Origin of the sequence: Pseudomonas viciae (assembly GCF_004786035.1) — a bacterium.
Lineage (GTDB): Bacteria > Pseudomonadota > Gammaproteobacteria > Pseudomonadales > Pseudomonadaceae > Aquipseudomonas > Aquipseudomonas viciae.
The window spans coordinates 5,801,637-5,826,423 of sequence record NZ_CP035088.1 but is presented as its reverse complement, the minus strand read 5'-3'; the positions used below and the strand labels follow the sequence as shown (position 1 = coordinate 5,826,423).

The following is a 24,787-nucleotide window of genomic DNA, read 5'->3' as shown; positions in this document are numbered from 1 at the left end:
ACAAAACCCTTGTGGGAGCGGGCTTGTTCAGTGTTTGATCCTTATTTCCCGTTGCCTTCCAACTGCCCCAACGGCACGCGCTTTTCAATGGCGCTGGACAACACGATCGAGGTCTTGCTGAAGCCGAACTTGGCGATGCGGTTGATCAGCTCTTCCAGTTCCGGCATCGAGCCGACCGCCGCTTGCATGATCACGCAGGGGTCGCCTGTCACCCGATGGCATTCGGTCAGTTGCGGGATTTTGCACAGTTCGTCGTAGGTCTTCTGGTTGCCGTGCTGGTTCATCCGCAGTTCGATGACGCACTGCACCGGCAGGCCGATTTTCGCCATATCGACTTTCGCCTGGTAGCCGGTGATCACGCCGCTGGTTTCCAGCTTGCTGACCCGCTCGGCCACGGCTGGGGCCGACAGGTTCACTTTGCGGGCCAGTTCGGCGTAGGACGCACGACCGTTTTCCAACAGGGCGCTGAGCAGCATGCGGTCGTATTTATCCACGGTTTGGCTTCCAAATGGCGTGACTTTCGAAAGCATGGTTTATAGCGCCGATATCCGTGTTTTGAAAAGTGTATGGTTCGGATAAACAGGTTTTGTAACTTATTTTCCGCTTATCGCCTTTCTAGAATAACGCCTCTCATTGTCCTGACTTCGAGCCGACCATGCCGGGCCTACGCCGTTTCCCTTTGCCATTGATCGCTGCCTTTTTCGCCTTGTACGTCATCTGGGGTTCGACCTACCTGGTGATTCGCATCGGTGTCGAGCATTGGCCGCCCCTGTTGCTGGCGGGGATTCGCTTCGTGCTGGCCGGCTCGCTGATGTACGGTTTCCTGCGCTGGCGCGGGGCACCGGCGCCGACCTGGGCGCAATGGAAGGCCGGGGCCATCATTGGCGTGCTGTTGCTCAGTTTTGGCAACGGCGCGGTGAGTGTGGCCGAGCACACCGGCGTGGCATCCGGGGTAGCGGCGCTGGCCGTGGCGACGGTGCCTTTGTTTACCTTGCTCTGCGGCTATTTCTGGGGCGCGCGTAATACCCGTCTGGAATGGGCGGGGATTGTGTTGGGGTTGATCGGCATCGCCATGCTCAACCTCGGTTCCAACCTGCAATCGAGCCCCCTGGGTGCGACCTTGCTGGTGTTCGCGGCGGCGTCCTGGGCCTTTGGTTCGGTGCTGAGCAAGCACTTGCCGTTGCCGGCGGGGGCGATGGCCAGTGCTGTGGAAATGCTGGTGGGCGGCGTGGTGCTGTTGATCGGCAGCGTGGCCAGTGGTGAACACCTGGAGAGCCTGCCGCCGCTGGAAGGCTGGCTCGCCTTGGCTTACCTGACGTGCTTCGGTTCGATCATTGCCTTCAATGCCTACATGTACCTGCTCAAGCATGTGCGCCCGGCAGCGGCCACCAGTTATGCCTACGTCAACCCGGCGGTGGCGGTGTTGCTGGGGATCGTATTCGCCGGTGAAACCATCGGCGTTGAAGAGGCCGTGGCGATGCTGGTGATCATCAGCGCCGTGGTGTTGATCGGGCTGCCTCAGTGGCGCAAACCCAAGCCTGCGTCGGCCGAATCCTGATTTAGGGTAAACTGCCGCGCATTGCACACACCTTGCGCTGATTTCTCCTACGGTACTTCCATGACTTTCGCCACCCTTGGCCTGATCGAACCCTTGCTGCGCGCCCTCGAGACGCTCGGTTACCAGACCCCGACCCCGGTGCAGGCCCAAGCCATGCCGGCGGTGTTGGCCGGTCGCGACCTGATGGCCGCCGCCCAGACCGGCACCGGCAAGACTGCCGGTTTCGCCGTGCCGCTGTTGCAACTGCTGACCACCGAAGGGCCCAAGGTGACCGCCAACTCGGTGCGGGCACTGATCCTGGTGCCGACCCGTGAACTGGCCGAACAGGTCCATGAAAGCGTGCGTCAGTACGCGCAAAACCTGCCGCTGAGCACCTACGCCGTGTACGGCGGTGTCAGTATCAACCCGCAGATGATGAAGCTGCGCAAGGGCGTCGATCTGCTGGTCGCCACGCCCGGTCGCCTACTCGATCTGTTCCGGCAGAACGCGCTGAAGTTCAACCAGTTGCAGACCCTGGTACTGGACGAAGCCGATCGCATGCTCGATCTGGGTTTCTCCGAGGAACTGGCGAATATTTACAAGGCCCTGCCGAAAAAGCGTCAGACCCTGTTGTTCTCGGCGACCTTTTCCGACGCGATCCGCTTGCTGGCCGGGCAGATGCTCAACGACCCGCTGAGCATTGAAGTGAGCCCGCGCAACGTTGCCGCCAACACCGTCAAGCAATGGGTGGTGACGGTGGACAAGAAGCGCAAGCCGGAGCTGTTCATTCACTTGATGCGCAAGGGCAAGTGGAAACAGGTACTGGTATTCGCCAAGACTCGTAACGGTGTCGACGCGTTGGTGGAAAAACTCCAGGGCATGGGCATTAACGCCGACGGAATCCATGGTGACAAACCCCAGGCCACCCGTCAGCGGGCACTGGACCGTTTCAAGGCCAGCGAAGTGCAGATCCTGGTGGCCACCGACGTCGCTGCCCGTGGCTTGGATATCGAAGATTTGCCGTTGGTGGTGAATTTCGACCTGCCGATCGTTGCCGAGGATTACATCCACCGTATCGGTCGTACCGGCCGGGCGGGCTCCACGGGACAGGCGATTTCCCTGGTCTGCGCTGACGAAGTGAATTTGCTGTCAGCCATCGAAACCCTGACCCGTCAGACATTGCCCCGGCAGATGGAACAGGACTTCGAGCCAGAGCATCGAGTGCCGGAGACCGATGCCAGTGGCCAGGTCATCAAGAAACCGAAAAAGCCGAAGAAACCCAAGACCTCGGGCGGTGGCGGCAAGCGCAACCTGGGCAAGTGGGTGGACAGCGGCGACGCTGGGCCTGTGGAGCCTTCGGTCAAACCTGTGCGCAAGGTACCGGTGTTCAATACTGGGCCGCGCAAGCGTAAGCCTTGATGATCTGCTCTATCTGGTAAACCGCTATCGCGAGCAGGCTCGCTCCCACAGTTGAAGGGTCTCCCCGTCAATGTGGGAGCGGGCTTGCTCGCGATAGCGGTGGCTCAGCGCGCATTGATATTGGACCTGCTGCCGTCTTCGCGAGCAAGCCCGCTCCCACAGGTCTTCAATCCTTGCGCTGCAACCACTCCAGCATCCCCAACCCCGCTGCCCGGCCACTGGCAAAGCAGGCTGTCAGCAGGTAGCCGCCAGTCGGCGCTTCCCAGTCGAGCATTTCCCCGGCACAGAACACCCCGGGTACTTGCTTGAGCATCAACCGTTCGTCCAAGGCTTCGAAGGTCACGCCACCGGCGCTGCTGATGGCTTCGTCCAGGGGGCGGGTTTTCACCAGGGTCAATGGCAAGGCCTTGATCGCCTGGGCCAGCCGCGCCGGGTCGCTAAAACAATCGGCGGGCGTGAGTTCGCGCAACAGCGCGGCCTTGACCCCGTCGATCCCCAACTGGCTGTGCAAGTGCTTGGCCATTGAGCGTGAACCGCGTGGCTTGCTCAGGGCTTGCTGGATTTTATCCACAGGTCGGCCTGGCAGCAGGTCCAGATGGATCGTCGCGCTGCCGTGTTGGTTGATGGCTTCGCGAATTGGCGCCGACAGGGCATAGATCAGGCTGCCTTCGATGCCGGTGGCGGTGATCACGCATTCACCGAGGCGCGGTACATCGTCATTCAGGCCGATGGCGATATTTTTCAGCGGGGCGCCGGCGAATTTGCTGACCATCAGATCGCTCCAGGCCTGCACTTCGAATCCGCAATTGCTCGGCTGCAAGGGCGCAAGGCCTACACCGCGCTGTTCCAGTGGCAGCATCCAGGCACCATCGGAGCCCAGGCGTGACCAACTGCCGCCGCCCAGCGCCAGCAATGTCGCAGTGGGTCGCAGTGTTTTTTCGCCGTCCGCAGCGGTGACTAGCAAGCTGCCGTCGGGGTTCCAGCCCAGCCAGCGATGGCGGGTATGGATCATCACGCCGGCATCGCGCAGGCGTTTGAGCCAGGCACGCAGCAGCGGGGCGGCTTTCATGTCGGTAGGAAATACCCGCCCGGAACTGCCGACAAAGGTGTCGATACCCAGGCCATGAATCCATTCGCACAGTTCATTTGCGCCAAATGCCCGCAGCAGCGGGGCGATGTTCGCCGCGCGTTCGGCATAGCGGGACAGGAAGGCCGGAAAGGCTTCCGAGTGGGTGATGTTCATGCCGCCGACACCGGCCAGCAGAAATTTCCTGCCCACCGAGGGCATGCCGTCATACAGGTCGACCTGGATCCCGGCCCGACTCAACACCTCGGCCGCCATCAGGCCGGCTGGGCCGCCGCCGATGATGGCGACGTTTGGGGTGGAAGGCTTGGGCGCTTGGGTCATGGTGAGCTATGTCTGGCGGATCAGGGCGAGCATTCTATCAGTTCGGGTCACTGGCCGAGGGGCATGGCGTGTGTGTCTACAACTTGAACGTATCGACCACACTCCGGAGTCGTCCGACTTCAAAATCCAGTTCTCCACACGCCGTGAGGGTCGAGCACAAGTTGTCGGTGGCATGGCGATTCAACTGGCTGATCTCATGAACATCCCGAGTGAGCTGGTCGACAGCGCTGGTTTGTTCCTCGGTTGCAGCGGCGACCGTCAGGCACATCTCATCGATCTCGATGATGCGTGACACCACGCTCAGCAGGCTGTCTCCGGCCTGGGTCGCCACACGTACACTTTGGCTGCCGATTTCATGGCTGCGCAGCATGGTCTTGGCAGCCTGGGTAGCCCCCTCCTGCAGCGCCTCGATCACCGCCCTGATTTCTTCGGTCGCTGTCTGGGTGTGGTGGGCAAGGCTTCTGACTTCGTCCGCCACCACGGCAAACCCGCGCCCGGCCGCTCCGGCCCGGGCTGCCTCGATGGCGGCGTTCAAGGCCAGCAGGTTGGTTTTTCCGGAGATCGTCGAGATGACCTCCAGCACCTTGCCGATATTGGCGCTTTTGGTGTTGAGTTCTTCGATCTGTGCGCGGGTTTCTTCGATGTTTTCTTGCAGGCAACTCATCGCATTGACCGTGTTCTCGACGAGCATGCAGCTCGAATCGATCTGCGCCCTGGCGCTCGAGGCGCCTCTGGACGCCGCCGAGGCACTCGAGGCGATTTCTTGCGCCGACGCCCCAAGCTCCTCAATGGCCGCCGCCACGTTGCTGGTAAAGCCGGATTGGTGTTCCGACTTCCCAACCGAGGAGTTGGAGGCCGTCAGGACCTTGCGGGTGGCCTCTTTCAGGGAGTTCGTCGTTGATGAGACTTCGGTGATGGAGGCATGGATCCGGTCGCCGAAGCGATTGAAACTCACGGCCAACTGGCCGAATTCATCATTCGACAGGATCGACAAGCGTCGGGTCAGGTCACCGTCGCCCTGGGCGATATCTTCCATCGCGTGACTGATAAGGCGCAGGGGCTTCATCAACACGCGAATAAGCAGCCCGAGCAGCAACAGGGTGGCCAGGCCGGCAACGATTGTGGTGATGATCGCCGAACTGCGGAACGCAGCAAGACTGGCCATGGCTGCCTGCTTGTCCAGGACGATGCCGATGTACCAGTCTTTCATCGGCAGGCCTTTGATCGCAGAGAACAGTGTGAATTTCACGCCATCGACCGTAGTGGCTTCCACCAATCGATCATTGAGCGCCGGGGTATTGCCCGGAAACAGATCGGACAGTGTCTTGCCGATCAGTGCCTTGTCGGGGTGAACCAGTATTTTGCCTTCCTTACTCACCAGAAAAGCGTATCCACTGCCCTCGAAGGCTTGCGCGTTGAGCGTTTGAGAAATCGTCTCGATGTTCAGACTGGCGCCCAGGACGCCGAGCGTTTGCTGCCCGGCGTGGAGGGCGACCGCCTGGGTGATAATCGGGTAGTCGATCCCGGCCCCTACGTAGGGTTCGGTCATTGCCACGCCATGGTCTACGGCGTCTATGTACCAGCGCCGTTGCCGACTGTCGTAATCGGCTGGCATCTCCCGCGGGGGATGGATCTGGAACCCACCGTCACGGGTGCCCACATAACCGGCGATAAACTGGCTCATGAGCACTTGGCTCTGCAACTTGTCGAGTATGTTTTGCGGCGAGGGATCGTGGCCGATGAGTTCGGCAAATCCCTTTAGCAGAATCAGTCTTCCGTCCAGCCAGCTCTGGATATCATGTGCCATCGATGTCGAGAGGGCGCGGGTGTGTTCCTCGATTTTTTTTACGTTGTCGTCACGCAACCGAACGTCATTCAATACGGTGAATGTGGAAAACACCGTCATGATAAGCAACGAAGCAATCAGTAGTATCTTCTGGTTAAACCTGAGATTTTTCATTGCACTTTCTCTGAATAAGGATCGGTTGCGCAGGGTCACAGGTCGCCGTCAGCGAATTACCAAAGTGCCAATGTGTAACTGACGATCAGGCGGGTTTCATCCAGGTCATTGCTGAAGTTCGAACGAACCGTAGCGTTTCTGAGTTTGACCCCGAGGTTTTTCAGCGAACCGCTTTGGACCACGTAACCGATATCCGTATCGCGCTCCCACTCTTTGCCCGTATTACTGCCCCCGACCAACGCGTTGTCACCCTGGACATAACGACTCATGAACGTCAGCCCGGGAATGCCCAGCGCGGCGAAGTTGTAGTCATAACGCAGCTGCCAGGAGCGTTCCTGAGTGTTGGCAAAGTCATTGATCTGGACGAAGTTGACCAGGTATGGGTCGCTATTGGCAATGTACGGGAAGGGATCGTCACCGCTCATGCGCTGATAGGCGGCGGTGAACACGTTGGCGCCCAGGGTGTAGGCAACCAGTCCGTTCGCGGCGCGGTTATCGAGGGGGCGGAAGTTACCGTCATCGGTACTTTTCGAATAACGCAGATCGAACTTCAGCGACTGTTGCGCGGCAAGAGGGATTTCATAGACGACGCCGCCAAAGAACTGCCGATAGACATTTTCCAGATTGCCGTAGAACAGACTTGTGCTAAGGGCTTTGTTGAAACTGTAAGTACCGCCGGCAAAGCGGAAGTCATCACTGACACCGCCGATGCGGTTACCCGTGAAGTCCTGATAGTTCGAAGAACTGTTGAACTTGATTTGCTCCAGCTTGCCGCCTTGCAGGACCAACTGATCAATGTCTTTGGAGGTCAGTAGCGCGCCTTCGAAGGTGGAGGGCAACAGGCGTGTGTCATTGCTCGATACCACGGGCGTACGGAAGGCGAGTGAGCCTACCTTTAGAGCGGTTTCCGACACCTTCGCCTTGGCCGTCAGCTCAAGTTTGGAATATTCGTCCTGTGAGCCGCGGCCGTTTTTCGAACTAAGGTCAGCCGGCAACAGGCCCGTGCCACCGGAACCATCACCGCCGTCAAGCTTGAGGCCGAGCATGCCAACGGCGTCGATGCCCAGGCCCACGGTGCCGGCGGTATAACCCGACTCGAATCGCAACATGGCGCCCTGGGCCCATTCTTTTGCCGAGTCCCGCTGGGCCGTGGGAGGACCGTTGCGAAAGTCACGATTGAAGTAGAAGTTACGCAGTTCCACACTGGCCTTACTGTCGGCAATAAAGTCTGCAGATGCCGTAAATGGGAAAATCAACGCGCAAGTACCCGCAATAGCCAAAGTCTTATTGATTGACATGCTCTTTATGCTCCAGATAACGGCAGATTTATGTGTTGGGTTTTATCGTTATTTTGATTGCAAAGTTACATCTACAGTTTTCTGCGGGCAGCACGCGGCAACCGGGTTATTACCCCGTTGCGCGTACTGACTGCGAAAAGAAAAGTTTTAAATCAGAGAGCTGTTTTGATGCGGCCAATGACGGAGCCGGCTTCAAAATAATCGCCTGCCTGTTTGGCGATCTGCACCTGGCCTTCACAAGGAGCGAGGACCGAGGTTTCCATTTTCATGGCTTCTACAACCGCGATCACTTGCCCGGTGCTCACCGACTCGCCGTCTTCGACGACCCAGGTATGCAGATTACCCGCCACGGGCGTCAGTACCGCCTGCGGATCAGTGACCTCGGAGGGGGCCGTGCTTTCGCTGGCGGTACCCGCTGCGTTCAGGCTGACGCCTCGCAGCAGCGCAGCCGGAAGGCCCAGTTCGTGGCGCTTGCCGTCGATCTCGACAAACGTGCGCAGGATGCCTGGGTCGGCCGATACCGCGGTACGTGGGGCGAGCGTGATCTGTTCGGCGAAATCGGTTTCGATCCAGCGCGTGTGCACGGCGAATTTATCGGCACCGGTGAAGTCGTCATGGTCCATCACGGCCCGGTGGAACGGCAGCACCGAGGCAATGCCTTCAATGTTGAATTCCGCCAAGGCGCGTCGGGCGCGGACGATAGCCTGTTCGCGGGTGGCGCCGGTGACGATCAGTTTGGCCATCATCGAGTCGAACGTGCTGGGCACTCGCGAGCCGCTTATCACGCCGCTGTCCAGGCGCACACCCGGGCCAGACGGTGGCAGGAAATCGGTGATCTGACCGGGGGTGGGCAGGAAGCCCTTGCCTGGGTCTTCCGCATTGATGCGAAATTCGAAGCTGTGGCCACGCGGGGTCGGCGTCTCACTGAAGGACAACGGCAAACCGTCGGCGATCCGCAGTTGTTCGATCACCAGATCCACCCCAGTGGTCTCTTCGGTCACCGGGTGCTCGACCTGCAAGCGGGTATTGACCTCAAGGAACGACAGGGTGCCATCCTGGCTGAGCAGGAACTCCACCGTGCCAGCACCGACGTAGCCGGCTTTGGCGCAGATATCCTGGGCGGATTGATGAATGCGCTGGCGCTGTTCGTCGCTGATAAAGGGCGCTGGCGCTTCCTCCACCAGCTTCTGATTGCGCCGCTGCAAGGAGCAGTCACGCGTGCCGACGACGACGACCTTGCCGTGTTTGTCGGCGAGGATCTGCGCTTCGATGTGCCGAGGACGGTCGAGGAACTGTTCGACGTAGCATTCGCCACGACCAAAGGCTGCTTGCGCTTCGCGCACGGCGGAGGCGAACAACTCAGCCACTTCGTCCATGCGCCAGGCGACTTTCATGCCGCGTCCACCGCCGCCAAAGGCAGCCTTGATGGCAATTGGCAGGCCGTGCTGTTCGGCAAAGGCCAATACTTCGGCGGCGCTTTCGACCGGGCCAGGCGTACCGGCGACCAGAGGCGCCCCGACCAGTTGGGCAATTTTTCGCGCCTCGACCTTGTCGCCGAGCACGTCGATGGTCTGCGGGTTGGGACCGATCCAGATCAACCCTGCGTCGATCACCGCCCGGGCGAAGTCAGCCCGTTCAGACAGAAAACCATAGCCGGGGTGCACGGCATCGGCGCCGCTGCGTTTGGCCACGGCGATCAGTTTGCCGATATCCAGGTAGGTTTCGGCCGGGCGCTGGCCATTCAGTGAGTAGGCTTCGTCGGCCTGGCGCACGTGCAGGGCGTCGATGTCCGCGTCGGCATAGACCGCGACAGACTGCACGCCGTAGTCGCGGCAGGCGCGGGCGATGCGGACGGCAATTTCACCACGGTTGGCAATCAGTAATTTTTTCATGGGATTTTTTTCACATCGGCAGTTGAAGAAGCTTGCGTAACGGGTTGAATCTCTTTGAAGCCGTCCACAGGGTTGAAGCGAATCTGCGCATTGATAGGGATCTGGCCAGCCAGGTCGAGATGGTAGCTGGCGACTGCGGCGATCACCGGATAGCCACCGGTCAACGGGTGATCGGCGAGAAACAGAACCGGTTGGCCGCTGGCCGGAACCTGAATGGCGCCCACGGAGGTGCCTTCGCTGGGCAACTCATGGTGGTTGCTGCGCGCTAGCGGTATTTCACCGGCCAGACGAATACCGACGCGGTTGGACTGTGAGGTGACGCGCCAGAGCTGGCTGCTCAGACGCTGGATGGCGTCTTCGGTAAACCAGTCGGTACGCGGTCCCATGACCACGTCAAGGGTGACGATGTTGGCAGCAGTAGGCAGCTCAAAGGCTGGGGCTTCGTTCAGCGATACGCTGGTTCCCGTTGTCAGTGTCGTAAAGCCCAATAGGTCGCCGACGGCGAGCGCCGGGGGGCCGACCTGGGCCAGGGTGTCTGTGGACAGGCTGCCCAGCACCGGAGTGACGTCAAAGCCGCCGCGAATCGCCAGGTAGCTGCGCAGCCCCGCGAGGGGGGAACCCAGGCTGACGCGGTCACCCGCGTCCAGCTCGATGGGCTGGTAGTGACTTGCCTGCCATTGCAGGCCACTGGCGTTGGTGATGGTGACCGGGGTTTGCGCCCCCGTGACCGCGATCACGGCACGGCCATGGCAAACGAAGCTCAGGCCGCCGAGGACCGATTCCACACAGGCCATGTCCGAGCGGTTGCCGACCGCGCGGTTGGCGGCCCGCAGCGCGCCCAGGTCCAGCGCGCCGGAACGGGATACGCCTTGGCCGGTCTGGCCGGGACGGCCCATATCCTGCAGTACGCTGTGCAAACCGGGGGTGATGATTTCCAGATAGGCGCCGCTGGGCGCGGCGGCACTTGCCGGTGCCGTGGGGGCGGGCAGGCCACCCGCCGGGAGCGGGCCTGCATCGGTGAAGCGCACTTTATAGCCTGGACGCAGCAAGGCCGATTCAGCGCGGTTCAGGTCCCACATCTGCAAAGGCGTGACGCCGATGATCTGCCATCCACCGGGGCTGGCTTGGGGATAAACACCGCTGAATTCCCCCGCCAGGGCAACCGCACCCGCGGGTATGCGGGTGCGTGGAGTTTGTCGGCGAGGCACCTGGAAACCCGCACCGCCGGTCAGGTAGGCGAAGCCCGGCGCGAATCCGCAGAAGGCCACGCTGTAGTCATGGGCGGTGTGGCGTTGGACCACCTCGGCGCGGCTGATCCCCAGCAGCGTGGCGACCTCGTCGAGGTCTTCGCCATTGTAATGGACGGGAATTTCCACCCGGCGATGCTCGATCGCGCGGCGCTGGCTCAGGTCCTGGCCAGCGATACGATTGACGAGCGCCTGCTGCGCAATGGCGCTGGGGCGAAATTGGATCAGCAGCGTTCGTGCGGCAGGAATGATTTCCTCCACGCCAGCAATCGGCTCGGCCATCAGGGCGTCGAACAACGCCAGGGTCTCGTCCAGGTCTTTCAATTCGACGAGCAGGGCGTCCAGGTTGACGGGTAGAAAACGCACAGGAAACTCCTAGACGTGATAGGTGCTGTCAGGCACATCGGTGATAAACATATGACCGGGCGCATGGGTAATGGCGAAGGGCACGCCCGAGGCCACGACCGCTGCCTGGGGCGTTACACCGCAGGCCCAGAACACCGGGATCTCACCGGGTTCGATGCGCACGGCGTCGCCGAAGTCGGGTCGACTCAAGTCCTGGATCCCGAGCAGCGCGGGTTCGCCGATGTGCACCGGGGCGCCATGGACTGAGGGATAGCGTCCGGAGATAGTGCTCGCCTCTGCCACGCGATCGGCGGGGATCGGTCGCATCGATACCACCATTTCACCCTGTAGACGTCCCGCCGGACGGCAGGCACGGTTGGTCCGGTACATCGGTACGTTGCAGCCATCCGTGATATGCCGCACTTCGATGCCGGCCTCTTGCAGGGCCGTTTCAAAGGTAAAGCTGCAGCCAATCAGAAAGGCCACCATGTCGTCGTGTTCGGCCCAGGCCTGAGTGGCGTCGCTGACTTCCTCCACCAGTTTCCCGTCACGCCAGATGCGGTACAGGGGTATATCGGTGCGCAGGTCGGCCCATTCAGCCAGCAGCGTACTTGGGCTGCCGGCGTCGCTGACGTCAAGGATCGGGCAGGCTTTTGGATTGCGCTGGGCATACAGTAGAAAATCGTATGCCCAGGCGCGCGGCAAGGCGATCAGGTTGGCCTGGGTCATGCCCGGCGCGACACCCGCGGTGGGGGTGACCAGGCCGCCACGGTAGGCGGCGCGTGCTTCGCGGGCAGCGGCGATGGCCGCCTGGCGGGCGAGATCAAGGGCGTTCATGGGCGTCCTCCGGCAAAGGGCTGCAAGGACATGTTGGCCTGTTCCAGCACGCGGCGCAGCTCGCGGGCCATTTCCACCGCTGCGGGGCTGTCGCCATGGACACAGATCGAGTCGGCCTGGATTTTGGTCAGGCTGCCATCGATCGCTTCGAGGCAGCCGTCTTCAACGAGGCGCAGCATGCGTTGGGCGACGAGCTTGGGATCGTGCAGCACCGCACCTGGTTCGCGGCGAGAGACGAGGGTGCCCTGTGGCGTATAGGCCCGGTCAGCGAACGCTTCGGCGATACACTGCAAACCCTCGTTACGGGCCAGTTCAATCAGGCTTGAGCCGGCCAGGGCAACCAATATGAGGTTGGAGTCGATCGCGCGGATGGCTTCGATCACGGCCAGCGCCTGACGGCGATCGTGAGCAATGGTGTTGTACAAGGCGCCATGGGGCTTCACATAGCGCACGCAGGTGCCGGCGGCCTTGGCCAGGCCTTGTAGCGCGCCGATCTGGTAGATCACGTCGGCAGTCAGCTCATCGCTGGCCACGTCCATGTTTCGGCGGCCAAAGCCCACTTTGTCCGGGTAAGCGACATGGGCGCCAATGGTGACATTTTTTGCCGCCGCCGCTTTCAGTGTCCGCAGGATGCCGGCGGGGTCACCGGCGTGAAAACCACAGGCGACATTGGCGCTGGTCACGACATCGAGCATCGCGGCATCGTCGCCCATGTGCCAGGCGCCAAAGCTTTCGCCCAGGTCGCTGTTGATATCTATGGTTGGCATTCACGTGACTCCTTGTTCGTTATCGGGCTCAGGCGACGTTGAGGAAGGCGAAGATCGGCCCAACGGATTTGATTGCCATGTACCAGGTCAGCAGGCAGGTCAGGACGCCCAGTACCAGCAGCCAACGTGGGTAATGGTAACCGCCCATGAGGTCGGACCGGCGCCAGCCGACGTAGATAAAGATGCTCAGGCCGATTGGCAGTATCAGGCCGTTGAAACCGCCCGCGAAGAGCAGCAGTGCGGCAGGAGCAGTCCCCATCAGGACAAAGATCAGCAGCGATAGGGCGATGAATACGGTGGTGGCGCGGTTGCGACCCTGCTCAGTGATGTCCGGCTTGAAGACGGTGATAAAGGAAATGGAGGTGTAAGCGGCGCCGATCACGCTGGTGATACTGGCGGCCCAGAGGATGAGACCGAAGACGCGCAGGCCGAACTGCCCGGCTGCTGCCTGGAAGGCTTGTGCGGCCGGGTTGGCGCCCTGGCCCGAGGTGTCGATGACTACGCCGCTGGCAACAACGCCGAGGATGGCGAGAAACAGGATGTAGCGCATGAGGCCGGTGACCAGGATGCCGCCCAGGGCTGCTTTGGTCACTGCCTGGAGATTTTCTACCCCGGTAGTACCGCGGTCCAACAGTTTGTGAGCCCCCGCATAGGTGATGTAACCACCGACCGTGCCGCCGACAATGGTCGTAATGGTGGCGAAATTGATCTGCTCTGGAAGTATGGTCTGGTAGAGGGCTTCACCCAGTGGCGGGTTAGAGGCAAAGGCCACGAACAGCGTCAGGCCAATCATCACCAGACCCAGCACGACAATCAGCCGGTCCACGGCCAATCCGGCGCGGTGGGAGAGGAAGATGCCGATGGCCAGCAGGGCGCTGAGACCGCCGCCCCATTTTGCATCAAGCCCCATCAGCGCATTCAGGCCCAGCCCGGCACCGGCGATGTTGCCAACGTTGAACACCAGCCCGCCGAAAATCACCAGCACCGCCAGCAGGTAACCACTGCCTGGAATCGCGTTGTTGGCCACGTCTGCGGCGCGCATTCGGGTCAGGGTGACGATACGCCAGACGTTAAGTTGAACCACGAAGTCGATCAGAATCGACGCCAGGATACCGAACGCAAATGCCGCACCCATCTTGGCCGTGAACGTGGCGGTCTGGGTGATGAAGCCAGGGCCGATGGCGGACGTTGCCATCATGAAAATTGCTGCGATCAGGGAAGCGCGTCGCGTCTTTGTAAAATCTTGAGCGGTCTGTGTCACGGCTGTCTGTGTCACGGCATCAATTCCTACGGTGGGAGATATTTTTTTATTGAGCAACGAGCGTGCCAGGACTCAAACATCGGCCTAAAAGTGTTGATCTATAGCGCTTGGATTGTTCAACAATCAATTTGATGTGAGGCTACAATTTGCACCAAATTGTAACCTTGTCACTCGTGGGTGTTACTTAATGATGCAGGCGACACCCGTGCTCCTTGCCATGGGCGGGGCTCTCAGGGAACATCAAAGTGACTTTCTCTTATTCTGGATTGCACATGAACGACGTTTCACCTTCCCTCCCTCGCTCGCTGGGAGAATCCATTACCCAGGAGATCCGCAGAATGCTGGTCGAAGGTGAGTTGGTTCCGGGCCAGCGGCTGTCCGAAGCGGCCCTGGCCGAAAACCTGCAGATTTCACGCAACACCTTGCGGGAAGCGTTCAGGGTCCTCACGCGGGAGGGGTTGCTCAAGCATGAACCCAATCGAGGGGTGACCGTGGCAGAGCCGGATATGGCGTCGATCATTGACATCTATCGTGTGCGCCGTTTTATCGAATGCAAGGCCATTGCCCAGGGCTATCCACTGCACCCGGGAGCACTGCATATGCGCGAAGCGGTGGAAGCGGGCATGCGAGCGCGTGAGGCCAAGGATTGGATCGCAGTCGGTACCGCTAACATGATGTTCCACAAGGCTATCGTCGAGCTCGCCGACAGCCCGCGCCTAGTGGTGTTCTACGGGCAGATATCTGCCGAGCTGCGGTTGGCCTTCGGCCTGCTCAATGATCCCGAGTTCCTGCATATGCCCTATGTCGACATGAACGTTTCAATCCTGCGCTGTATCGAAGAAGGGCGACCCGAGGCAGCCACCCAGATGCTCGAAGCCTATCTGGTGCAATCGGAGCGCACCGTTCTGGCCGCCTACGAACGCTGCATGAACCGATAGCGCAGAAGCAAAGCCACATCTATCGATTTTTCCGCTCGGGCACACACCCACCTTATAGTTTCGGGTATCGATTGGTGATTTCCCGGGGCGGCCGTGTGGCACTGGGCACGCCAAGTCGCCGTTGGTCTTCGCGAGCCAACTCAGCGCCCTTGTAACGTTCGATATGAGCGCGGTCGTGGGCCAGGTTTTCAGCGGTGATTGAGTGACGGATCTTGCCTGCGATGTAGACTCAGGGGCATGGAGGAGAGTGAAGATGGAGCCGATACTGGAACTGGAAAGCGCACGGCTGATATTACGGCAGTGGCGCGATGCTGACTTGCCGGAGTTTGCGGCCATGTCGACCGATCCGCAGGTGATGCGTTATTTCCCGGCGCCCCTGAGCCGGCTGGAAAGCGCCGCCTTGATCGGCCGTGTGCGTGGGCATTTTGCCGAACATGGTTTTGGCTTGTGGGCATTGGAACGCAAGGACACTGGGGCCTTCATTGGTTTTACCGGGCTGGGCGTGGTCGGGTTCGACGCACCTTTCACGCCGGCCATCGAGATCGGCTGGCGCCTGGCCCGGGAGCACTGGGGCCTGGGGTATGCCAGCGAAGCGGCGTGGACGGCACTGCGGTGTGCCTTCGACCAGTTATTACTGGACGAAGTGGTGGCGTTTACCGCTGTGGATAACCTGCCGTCGCAAAAGGTCATGCAGGCCATCGGCATGCACCACGATCCGGCTGACGACTTCGAACACCCAAAGCTCGCGGTCGATCATCCATTGCGTCACCATGTGCTCTATCGCATCAACCGTGAACAGTGGCTACAGACCCTGCACGGTTAGCCGACACGGACGTTTACAATGCCTGCCACAATGGCCCGGGCCAACAATCGATCCACCGCCGCAGCACAGACTGCGCGGTGTTGCGCTGTGTGAGGAAAGTCTGAATGAGCCACGTGTTGGAAGATCTGGTCGACCTGCTGACCCTGGAACCGATCGAAGAGAACCTGTTTCGCGGTCGTAGCCAGGACTTGGGGTTCCGCCAGTTGTTCGGCGGCCAGGTGCTCGGCCAGTCACTGTCGGCGGCCAGCCAGACCGTGGAGCCGGCCCGTCATGTGCACTCGATGCACGGTTATTTCCTGCGTCCGGGCGACGCGGCGTTGCCGGTGGTCTACCAGGTGGACCGGGTGCGTGACGGCGGCAGCTTTAGCACCCGACGAGTGACGGCGATCCAGAAGGGCAACCCGATTTTTACCTGCAGCGCGTCGTTCCAGTACGACGAAGAAGGCTTTGAGCACCAGAGCAGCATGCCGCAGGTCGTCGGGCCGGAGAACCTGCCCTCCGAGCTGGAGCTGACCCAGCAGCGCGCGCACCTGCTGCCCGAGCACATGCGTGAAAAACTGCTGTGCCCCAAGCCGATCGAGGTGCGCCCGGTCACCGAAAAAGACCCTTACAACCCGCAGCCGGCCGATCCGATCAAATACGTGTGGTTCCGCGCCGATGGCGCCCTGGCGGATTCGCCGGCCTTGCACAAATACCTGCTGGCCTACGCGTCGGATTTCGGCCTGTTGACCACCTCGATGTTGCCCCACGGTAAATCGGTGTGGCAGAAGGATATGCAGGTTGCCAGCCTCGACCACGCCTTGTGGTTCCACGCCGACCTGCGCGCCGATGACTGGCTGCTCTACGCCATGGACAGCCCGTGGGCCGGCAATTCCCGGGGGTTCTCCCGGGGCAGCGTGTTCAACCGCGCCGGGCAACTGGTGGCATCGGTGACCCAGGAAGGCCTGATCCGCCATCGCAAGGACTGGGCATGAGCCTGGCCGACGTCCGGCACTGGGTATTCGACATGGACGGCACGCTGACCATCGCCGTGCATGATTTCGCGGCGATCCGCGTGGCCCTGGCGATCCCGGCCGAAGATGACATCCTCACCCATCTGGCGGCGTTGCCGGCTGATGACGCTGCGGCCAAGCATGCCTGGCTGCTGGAACACGAGCGGGACCTGGCGCTGGGCTCCAGGCCTGCACCGGGGGCGGTCGAGTTGGTGCGCGAACTGGCGTCGCGTGGTGTTCGCCTGGGTATCCTGACCCGCAACGCCCGCGAGCTGGCCCACGTGACTCTCGAAGCCATCGGCCTGGCGGACTGTTTCGCCGTGGAAGATGTGCTGGGCCGCGACGAAGCACCGCCCAAGCCTCATCCCGGTGGTTTGTTGAAGCTGGCCGAGGCCTGGGGCGTGGCGCCTGAAGCGATGGTGATGGTCGGTGATTATCGTTTTGACCTGGACTGCGGTCGGGCGGCGGGCGCGCGGACGGTGTTGGTGAATCTGCCGGACAATCCGTGGCCGGAGCTGACGGATTGGCATGCGCGCGATTGTTCGGAGTTGCGGCGGATGCTGTTGGCTTGAGAGTTGTGTTGACTGGCTAATCGCTTTCGCGGGCTTGCTCGCGAAAGGGCCTTCCCAGTCGACACAAGGCTTACTGACTAAACAACACCTTCAACCCCTCAGGCGAAGTCAACATTCCATCCCCGTTATGCCCCACCCCCGGCACTTCGATCAACCGCTGGTTCAACCCCTCAGGGTGACGGCGGGTCAGGTAGTCGAAGAAGAACTGCCCACGCAGTAACCGATACGGCCCTTGGGTCTGCGCCTCACAACCTTTATCCAGCGCCGGATGCTCCGGGTCGATGTCCTGTTGCCCGAGCAAATAGACAATGTCGCGCTTGATGTAGGCGTCTTCCAGTTGCGCGGGTGTTTGCCCTGCCGCATAGGCCGGCAGGTTCTGCAGGCCGTACTTCCAATTATTGAAGCCGGGGCAACTGGCAGGGGCGAAGGCCATGGGCCGTTGTGCATCGAAGTAGGCATAGGACGACGGGTTGGCGATGACAAAGCGCGGGTTGATCCGGTATTGGCCGTGGGCGAGCAGGGCATAGCGCTGCACAACCTGGGCACCGCCGGAATGGCCGGCGATGACGATCGCCTGTACTTCGGGAAACTGCTGTTGGTCACTGACCCGCGCAACGATGTCGTCGAGTACCTGAAAGGAACTGACCGGGTTCGGCCCTGTGGATAAGCCGCCGGCCATCCACTCGTTGCCTCGCCAGCGCAGCAGGTCGTTGGGCAATTGATGGCGCGCCACGTCCTGTTCGTTGAGAAACTGCGGGGCGATGATCAGGGTCGTGGCCAGTTGTCCGGCCTGCTCGGCCGCTTTTTCGGCGCTGTGCAGGTAGGTGTCGGCATTGCGCCGTCGACCATGGAGGATAATCAGCACGCGCTGGATCGACGCCGGGGGCGGGCTCACGCCGACGGCCATGGCGCCGCCCTTGAACTGCAGGCGCCCCTGGGCGACTACGTTCACGCCATGTTCGTCCGCCTGGGCAACGGTGCAGCACAGCACCAGCCCGATCAACATACCCCACTTCATCTACAGGGTTTTTGCCGCAAACGTGTCGCATTGGCTGACCTGGCCCTGGGCGAAGCCAGTCTTGAACCAGCGTACCCGCTGCGCCGAGGTGCCATGGGTAAACGAGTCCGGCACCACGCGGCCCTGGCCTTGTTGCTGCAAACGGTCATCGCCGATGGCATTGGCGGCGTTCAGGGCTTCTTCAATATCTCCCGGTTCCAGCCAGTTCAGGCGTTTTTGCGCGTGGTTGGCCCACACGCCGGCCAGGCAGTCGGCCTGCAATTCCTGGCGGACCAGCAAGCCACCGTCGCCTTCCATCTGCCGGCCTTGTTGGCGAGCCTCCTGGATTTTCGCCGACACGCCGAGCAGGGTCTGCACATGGTGGCCGACTTCGTGGGCAATGACGTAGGCCTGGGCGAAGTCGCCGGCGGCCGAAAAGCGTTGGGACATCTCCTTGAAGAAACTCATGTCCAGGTAGACCTGCCGATCAGCCGGGCAATAGAACGGGCCGGTTGCCGAAGAGGCGAGGCCACAGGCCGAGTTGACCCGACCACTGAACAGCACCAGCTTCGGCTGCTGGTACTGGCGCCCGGCTTGCTGGAAGACCTGGCCCCAGGTGTCCTCGGTATCGCCGAGGATCGAACGGACGAATTCGGCCTGCTCGTCATTGGCCGGTGGCGCCTGGCGGGTTTGTGACGTGGCGGGCGCGGACTGGTCCATCTGCCCGGCCAGTTGCCCGAGAATCTGCATCGGGTCCTGACCGGTGATCCAACCGATGCCGACGATGAGGATAATGGCCGTCAGGCTCAAGCCCTTGCCACCGCCAAAGCGCATCCCGCCGCCGCCCCCACCGTCACCGCGGGCGTCCACCACGTTGTCACTGCGGCGACCTTTTTTCCATAACATGGGGGAAGTCCTCTGATTGACCGGTTGCTGAGTAGTGCTGTTGTGGGGTGAGTCTAGCTTTTTGGGGGCTCAAGGTGCGCGCCATGCTTGAGCTTTCAGGCAATCGCCGCGGGTTTTGGTTCATCGGGGCATGAAAGGTATCTGGTTCCAGAATTTGCATTACACTTAGCATATTTTAGAATCGACTAACCTCTCATCTGGATTTCCCATGGCCGGCAGTCAAATCGAACGGGTCTTCAACGTGCTGGAAAGCCTGGCCAGCGATCCCCATGGCTGGCCGCTCCAAGGGCTGGCCGAACAGTTGCAGATCCCCAAGAGCGCCACCCACCGCCTGCTCGCCGAACTCATGCGCCTGGGCTATGTGCGCCAGAACCCGGAGAACCTGCGCTATCACCTGTCGACCCGTCTGGTCGCCATGGGCTTTCGCTACCTGTCGCGCAGTGGCGCGGACATCGTGCAGCCGGTGCTTGATCGCCTGGCCCGGGACACTGGCGAACTGGTGCGCCTGGGCGTCATCGAGGGCGATTGCCAGACCTGGATCGCCAAGTCCCAGGGCGCCCGCTCCGGTTTGCGCTACGACCCGGACATGGGCCGCGAGGCTCCGTTGTTCTATACCGCGTCGGGCCATGCCTGGCTGGCGTGCATGAGCGACGCCGAGGCGTTGGCCCTGGTGGAGCGGCAGGTGAACCAGGTGCCAACGCAGGAACTGGGGCCGAACGCGCCACGCAATACGGATGAATTGCTCGAGTACCTGCGACGGGCCCGCGAGCAAGGCTATGCCTGTGTCGAGCAAAGCTCGGCGGTCGGCACCTCGGCCATTGCCGCCGTGGTGCGACATCCGCTGGATGGCCGGGTCGTCGGCGTGCTCAGCGTTGCCGGGCCCAGTGCGCGGATGACACGGGCGCGGCTGCAGGCGCTGGCACCGACCTTGCTGGCGTTTGCCGAGGAGTTGTCGCACGCCAGTCAGGCATCGGAGTTGTTCAGCTGAGTCTGCGCTCGCAGGTATTGGCTGTCCTTACATCACGCAACGCAGGATTTCTACATGACCGTCAGCACCCCGCTTTCCGGCGTCAATCAGGCCTTCAAGGGCATCCTGCTTATTCTCTGCGCGACGTTCCTGTTCTCCAGCCATGATGCTTTGTCGAAATATCTCTCGGGTTTCTACCCGATCATCATGGTGGTGTGGGCGCGTTATGTGGTGCATACGCTATTGATGGCGGGTATTTTCCTGCCGCGTTCAGGGCTGCGAGTGTTGCGCACCAAGCGTCCCCTATGGCAATTGGCTCGGGCCCTCTGCCTGCTGGGCACCAGCCTGTTCTTTACCACGGCCCTGATGTATATCCCGTTGGCCGAGGCGACCGCGGTCAACTTCCTGGCCCCGGTGCTGGTCACTGCGTTGTCGGTGCCGTTGCTGGGTGAGCACGTGACGCGCGGTCAATGGATCGCGGTGATCTTCGGCTTTATCGGGGTGTTGATCATCGTCCATCCCGGCGGGGATCTGTTCACGCCGGCGGTGTTGTTGCCGTTCTGTTCGGCGCTGTTTTTCTGCTTCTACCAACTGCTCACGCGCAAGCTCAGTGAGATCGACAGCCCGACCACCAGCAACTTCTTCGCCGGCCTGTGCAATACGTTGGTGATGAGCGCACTGGTGCCGTTCTTCTGGCAAGTGCCGAGTCTGTTGCATGGTGTGATGATGTTGGCGCTGGGCGCCTGCGGGATGACCGCGCACTTGATGCTGACCCAAGCCTTCCGCTTTGCCGCCCCGGCGTTGCTCGCGCCGTTCGGGTACTGCCAGATCGTGTTTGCCGGGTTGCTGGGTTGGTTGCTGTTCAATCACACGCCGACGTTGACCACGGTGTTCGGCATCGTCCTGATTTGCCTCAGTGGGTTGGCGGCGGCGTGGCAGCAGCGACGGGTGTAATCACTGGCTATACACCCCCTGTGGCGAGGGAGCTTGCTCCCGCTGGGCTGCGAAGCGGCCCTTGTGCTTTGGCGATTGCTGCGCAATCGAGCGGGAGCAAGCTCCCTCGCCACAGGTAATCAGTCAGTTCTCCAGCGTCGGCACCTTGCGCGGCGCCATGAAGTACAACCAGATCAGGGCAATGAAGTACATCGCCGGGATCAAGGTGAACAGCACGGTGTAATTGTTGTTGGTAACGGTGAGGATGTGGCCGACCAACTGGGTCATGAACATCCCGCCGATGGCCGCGCACATGCCGCCGAAGCCGAACACCGTACTCATCATGTATTTGGGCGTGTAGTCCATCACCAGGCTCCAGATATTGGCGGTCCAGGCCTGATGCGCGCCGATGGCCAGGGAAATGGCAAACACCGCCATCCACAGGTTGCTTGCGCCGGCGGCCATGATCACGCCGATGATGCAGCAGGCGAATAGCAGCATGGACACCAGTCGCGCCTTGATCGGGTTGAGGCCGCGGCCGATCAGGAACGAAGACAGGATCCCGCCGCCCACACTGCCGAAGTCAGCCGTGAGGTAGATGATGATCAGCGGGATGCCCATCTGGGTCACGTTGATGCCCAGGTTGTATTGCTGGTTCAGGAACGGCGGCAGCCAGTAAAGGTAGAACCAGAACACCGGTGCGGTGATCGAGTAGGCCAGGGCGAATGCCCAGGTGCCGCGCATGCGCAGGATCCGGGAGAAGGGCACGCGGACCTGCTCCGGTTCGTCCTGGGCCTGGATGTAATCCAGTTCCGATTGTTTGACGCTGGGATGGTCTTCCGGGTTGAAGTATTTCAGGCCCCAGAACAGCAGCCAGATCCCGCCCAGTGCGGCCATGCACAGGAACGCTGCCTGCCAGCCCCATACGTGCAGGACCAATGGCAGCAGCATCGGGGTGAACATCGCGCCGACGTTGGTCCCGGCGTTGAAAATACCGGTGGCCACGGCCCGTTCGCCCGCTGGGAACCACAGTCGCGTGGTCTTCACGCAAGCCGGGTAGTTGGCGGCTTCGGTGAGGCCGAGGATGAAACGGCAGATCATGAAGCCCACCGCCGAGGTGGCCAGGCCATGGGCGCCGGTCGCCAGGCTCCAGAGCAGCACCGCGCAGAAGAACACGCGCTTGACGCCGATCCGGTCGATCAGCCGGCCTTGCAGGATGAAACCGACGGCATAGCCGACTTGGAACCAGAAGTTGATGTTGGCGTAATCCATCGCCGTCCAGCTCATCTCCTTGGCGAGGATCGGCTGCATCACGCCCAGGGCGGCGCGGTCGATGTAGTTCAGGGTGGTGGCAAAGAACACCAGGGCGAGCATGCCCCAGCGGGTCTTGCCCACGGCCATGGCGCCACGGATCTTGTCGCCGATGCCACTGGTCGAGACACCCAGGCCGGGGGCCAGGCGGGAACTTTGGGAAGGGATCATAGCGTGTACCCGTTTTTGAAATTCTTATGGTTGGTCTGGGTCTGTCCATTGATGCCGGCGGCCAGGGCCAGCGTCAATGTGGAAGCGATGGTGCGCAGTGAGCAAAAAATCGTCAATTCGGCAATCGGCATTTTGTTCGATAATCGCCCAAAAAACTAACCAGATGGTACATATTAAATTGCTGAAAGGAACCGACAGCTCAATAATCGGCTGACTCTTTCAAAAGCGGCGCACCTTTTGTAGCCGATGCCTGTCCCGGGAGCCGACGTCATGCAGCGTTCCATTGCCACCGTATCCTTGAGCGGTACCTTGCCGGAAAAACTCGAAGCCATTGCCGCCGCCGGTTTTGACGGGGTGGAAATCTTCGAGAACGACCTTCTCTATTACGATGGCAGCCCTCGGGAAATCAGGCAGATGTGCGCTGACCTGGGCATCGCCATCACCTTGTTCCAACCGTTTCGTGATTTCGAAGGCTGCCGCCGCGATCGCCTGGCGCGCAACCTGGAGCGGGCCGAGCGCAAGTTCGACCTGATGCAGGAGCTGGGCACCGACCTGGTGTTGGTGTGCAGCAACGCCTCGGCCGACAGCGTCGGTGACGAACAGATTCTGATCGATGACCTGCGGCTGCTGGCCGAACGGGCCGGTGCGCGGGGCTTGCGCATCGGTTACGAAGCGTTGGCCTGGGGCCGGCACGTGAATACGTATCAACAGGTCTGGAACATCGTGCGTCAGGCCGATCATCCCAGCCTCGGCGTCTTGCTCGACAGCTTCCACACCTTGTCCCTCAAGGGCGATCCGCGTGCGATTGCCGAGATCCCCGGCGAGAAGATTTTCTTCGTGCAAATGGCCGACGCGCCGATCCTGGCGATGGATGTACTGGAGTGGAGCCGGCATTTCCGTTGCTTCCCGGGCCAGGGCGAGTTCGACTTGCCGGGTTTCCTGGCACCGATCATCAAGAGTGGCTACACCGGGCCATTGTCCCTGGAAATCTTCAACGACGGCTTCCGCGCCGCGCCGCCACGGGCCAATGCAGCCGACGGTCTGCGCTCGCTGCTGTACCTGGAAGAAAAGACCCGCCAACGTCTGGCCGAAGAAGCGCCGGCCATCAGCAATGCCGATATCCTGTTCGCTACACCGCCGGCCAGTGAATACAACGGCATCGAGTTTCTTGAGTTCGCCGTGGACGATAATCTCGGCGCCAAGTTGTCCCATTGGTTGGAGCGACTGGGCTTCGTCAAGGCTGGTCAGCATCGCTCCAAGAACGTGAGCCTGTTGCGCCAGGGGGATATCAACCTGATCCTCAACAGTGAACCGTATTCTTTTGCCCACAGCTTTTTCGAAGCCCACGGCCCGTCGTTGTGCGCCACCGCCGTGCGGGTGAAAAGCAGCGCCAGCGCCCTGGAACGCGCGGTGGCCTACAAAGGTCAGCCCTATCGCGGGTTGGTGGGGCCCAATGAACTGGAACTGGCGGCGGTGCGCGCACCGGATGGCAGCCTGATCTACCTGGTGGACCAGCAGGCCGACGTCTATGGCACCGATTTCAACCTGCAGCCCGGTGCTGTCATCGGCGCCGGGCTCAAGCGCATCGACCATATGGCGATGGCGTTGCCGGCCGACAGCCTCGACAGCTGGGTGCTGTTCTACAAGAGCCTGCTGGATTTCGAGGCCGACGACGAAGTGGTGTTGCCTGACCCCTATGGCCTGGTAAAAAGCCGCGCCCTGCGTAGCCGCTGCAGCTCGATCCGGCTGCCGCTGAACATTTCCGAGAACCGCAACACCGCAATCTCACACGCGCTGTCGAGTTATCGCGGCTCCGGCGTGCATCATATCGCCTTCGACTGCGATGACATCTTTGCCCAGGTCAGCCGTGCCAAAGAGGCCGGTGTACCGCTGCTGGACATTCCGCTCAACTATTACGACGACCTGGCGGCACGTTTCGATTTCGACGATGAGTTTCTCAGCGAACTGGCGTACTTCAACGTGCTGTACGACCGTGACGCCCAGGGCGGCGAGTTGTTTCACGTCTACACCGAGCCGTTCGAGGGGCGGTTTTTCTTTGAGATCATTCAGCGCAAGAACGGCTACGCCGGTTACGGCGCGGCCAACGTCGCAGTGCGGCTGGCGGCCATGGCCAAGTCCCGCAGCGGTGGCTTGCGGCACGCCAAGTTGTAGAGAAATCGTAAATGCGGCGGTAATGGGCAATGCC

The 24,787-nt window shown here is 61.2% G+C and carries 22 protein-coding genes; 9 read left to right on the top strand and 13 right to left on the bottom strand.

The window, feature by feature from the left end; translation table 11 throughout:
* Positions 1-41: 41 nt before the first annotated feature.
* Complete coding sequence (locus tag EPZ47_RS25880) at positions 42-494, bottom strand: Lrp/AsnC family transcriptional regulator (protein WP_053125600.1); 453 nt, start codon at positions 492-494, stop codon at positions 42-44.
* A gap of 161 nt (positions 495-655) precedes the next feature.
* Between EPZ47_RS25880 and yedA the strand changes: the two genes are divergently transcribed.
* Both yedA and EPZ47_RS25870 read left to right on the top strand, forming a co-directional pair.
* Complete coding sequence (yedA, locus tag EPZ47_RS25875; RefSeq protein WP_135847301.1) at positions 656-1,558, top strand: drug/metabolite exporter YedA; 903 nt, start codon at positions 656-658, stop codon at positions 1,556-1,558.
* A 60-nt stretch (positions 1,559-1,618) separates the two neighbouring features.
* Positions 1,619-2,956: an RNA helicase RhlE1 gene (locus EPZ47_RS25870; protein ID WP_135847300.1), complete on the top strand. Its 1,338-nt coding sequence runs from the start codon at positions 1,619-1,621 to the stop codon at positions 2,954-2,956.
* A 166-nt stretch (positions 2,957-3,122) separates the two neighbouring features.
* Here EPZ47_RS25870 and EPZ47_RS25865 read toward each other — a convergent pair whose 3' ends face one another.
* The 8 genes from EPZ47_RS25865 to EPZ47_RS25830 all read right to left on the bottom strand — a co-directional run bounded on the left by EPZ47_RS25865 (position 3,123) and on the right by EPZ47_RS25830 (position 13,971).
* The gene (locus tag EPZ47_RS25865; protein ID WP_135847299.1) at positions 3,123-4,364 is read right to left on the bottom strand and encodes a TIGR03862 family flavoprotein; all 1,242 of its coding nucleotides are present in this window, start codon (positions 4,362-4,364) and stop codon (positions 3,123-3,125) included.
* Positions 4,365-4,440: 76 nt separating this feature from the next.
* Entirely contained in the window at positions 4,441-6,324 is a 1,884-nt protein-coding gene (locus EPZ47_RS25860) for a methyl-accepting chemotaxis protein (RefSeq protein ID WP_135847298.1), read from the bottom strand.
* A 56-nt stretch (positions 6,325-6,380) separates the two neighbouring features.
* The gene (locus tag EPZ47_RS25855) at positions 6,381-7,622 is read right to left on the bottom strand and encodes an OprD family porin (protein ID WP_047229549.1); all 1,242 of its coding nucleotides are present in this window, start codon (positions 7,620-7,622) and stop codon (positions 6,381-6,383) included.
* Positions 7,623-7,774: 152 nt separating this feature from the next.
* A complete protein-coding gene (locus tag EPZ47_RS25850; RefSeq protein WP_047229550.1) occupies positions 7,775-9,514 on the bottom strand; it encodes an acetyl/propionyl/methylcrotonyl-CoA carboxylase subunit alpha in 1,740 nt (579 codons plus the stop codon).
* On the bottom strand, positions 9,511-11,127 hold the full coding sequence (locus EPZ47_RS25845; RefSeq protein ID WP_135847297.1) for a 5-oxoprolinase subunit B/C family protein: 1,617 nt from the start codon (positions 11,125-11,127) through the stop codon (positions 9,511-9,513). The genes EPZ47_RS25850 and EPZ47_RS25845 overlap by 4 nt, the downstream gene beginning before the upstream one ends.
* A 9-nt stretch (positions 11,128-11,136) precedes the next feature.
* Positions 11,137-11,943: a putative hydro-lyase gene (locus tag EPZ47_RS25840; RefSeq protein WP_135847296.1), complete on the bottom strand. Its 807-nt coding sequence runs from the start codon at positions 11,941-11,943 to the stop codon at positions 11,137-11,139.
* Complete coding sequence (locus EPZ47_RS25835; protein WP_135847295.1) at positions 11,940-12,710, bottom strand: LamB/YcsF family protein; 771 nt, start codon at positions 12,708-12,710, stop codon at positions 11,940-11,942. Before EPZ47_RS25835 ends, EPZ47_RS25840 begins: the two co-directional genes overlap by 4 nt.
* A 28-nt stretch (positions 12,711-12,738) precedes the next feature.
* Positions 12,739-13,971 carry an NRAMP family divalent metal transporter gene (locus EPZ47_RS25830; protein WP_135848075.1) on the bottom strand — a complete coding sequence of 411 codons (1,233 nt, stop codon included), beginning with the start codon at positions 13,969-13,971 and terminating at the stop codon, positions 12,739-12,741.
* Positions 13,972-14,243: 272 nt separating this feature from the next.
* Here EPZ47_RS25830 and EPZ47_RS25825 point away from each other — a divergent pair, with 272 nt between their 5' ends.
* From EPZ47_RS25825 to EPZ47_RS25810, 4 genes are all read left to right on the top strand, one after another.
* Complete coding sequence (locus EPZ47_RS25825) at positions 14,244-14,909, top strand: GntR family transcriptional regulator (RefSeq protein ID WP_135847294.1); 666 nt, start codon at positions 14,244-14,246, stop codon at positions 14,907-14,909.
* 253 nt (positions 14,910-15,162) lie between these two features.
* A complete protein-coding gene (locus tag EPZ47_RS25820; protein ID WP_135847293.1) occupies positions 15,163-15,732 on the top strand; it encodes a GNAT family N-acetyltransferase in 570 nt (189 codons plus the stop codon).
* A gap of 104 nt (positions 15,733-15,836) precedes the next feature.
* The gene (gene tesB / locus EPZ47_RS25815; protein ID WP_135847292.1) at positions 15,837-16,706 is read left to right on the top strand and encodes an acyl-CoA thioesterase II; all 870 of its coding nucleotides are present in this window, start codon (positions 15,837-15,839) and stop codon (positions 16,704-16,706) included.
* Entirely contained in the window at positions 16,703-17,296 is a 594-nt protein-coding gene (locus tag EPZ47_RS25810; protein WP_135847291.1) for an HAD family hydrolase, read from the top strand. Before tesB ends, EPZ47_RS25810 begins: the two co-directional genes overlap by 4 nt.
* 70 nt (positions 17,297-17,366) lie before the next feature.
* On the opposite strand, the gene EPZ47_RS25805 is transcribed toward EPZ47_RS25810, so the two are convergent.
* Complete coding sequence (locus EPZ47_RS25805; RefSeq protein WP_135847290.1) at positions 17,367-18,314, bottom strand: alpha/beta fold hydrolase; 948 nt, start codon at positions 18,312-18,314, stop codon at positions 17,367-17,369.
* Positions 18,315-19,199, bottom strand: coding sequence for a KPN_02809 family neutral zinc metallopeptidase (ypfJ, locus tag EPZ47_RS25800; protein ID WP_135847289.1), 885 nt, complete (start codon positions 19,197-19,199; stop codon positions 18,315-18,317).
* 208 nt (positions 19,200-19,407) lie between these two features.
* Here ypfJ and EPZ47_RS25795 point away from each other — a divergent pair, with 208 nt between their 5' ends.
* Both EPZ47_RS25795 and EPZ47_RS25790 read left to right on the top strand, forming a co-directional pair.
* On the top strand, positions 19,408-20,187 hold the full coding sequence (locus tag EPZ47_RS25795; protein ID WP_135847288.1) for an IclR family transcriptional regulator: 780 nt from the start codon (positions 19,408-19,410) through the stop codon (positions 20,185-20,187).
* Positions 20,188-20,241: 54 nt separating this feature from the next.
* Positions 20,242-21,120, top strand: a complete 879-nt coding sequence (locus tag EPZ47_RS25790) for a DMT family transporter (RefSeq protein WP_135847287.1) — start codon at positions 20,242-20,244, stop codon at positions 21,118-21,120.
* A gap of 123 nt (positions 21,121-21,243) precedes the next feature.
* On the opposite strand, the gene EPZ47_RS25785 is transcribed toward EPZ47_RS25790, so the two are convergent.
* Both EPZ47_RS25785 and EPZ47_RS30640 read right to left on the bottom strand, forming a co-directional pair.
* On the bottom strand, positions 21,244-22,581 hold the full coding sequence (locus tag EPZ47_RS25785; protein ID WP_135847286.1) for an MFS transporter: 1,338 nt from the start codon (positions 22,579-22,581) through the stop codon (positions 21,244-21,246).
* On the bottom strand, positions 22,578-22,712 hold the full coding sequence (locus EPZ47_RS30640) for a hypothetical protein (protein WP_265072400.1): 135 nt from the start codon (positions 22,710-22,712) through the stop codon (positions 22,578-22,580). Before EPZ47_RS30640 ends, EPZ47_RS25785 begins: the two co-directional genes overlap by 4 nt.
* A 139-nt stretch (positions 22,713-22,851) precedes the next feature.
* Here EPZ47_RS30640 and quiC point away from each other — a divergent pair, with 139 nt between their 5' ends.
* A complete protein-coding gene (quiC, locus tag EPZ47_RS25780; protein WP_135847285.1) occupies positions 22,852-24,753 on the top strand; it encodes a 3-dehydroshikimate dehydratase QuiC in 1,902 nt (633 codons plus the stop codon).
* The last annotated feature ends 34 nt before the right edge of the window (positions 24,754-24,787 follow it).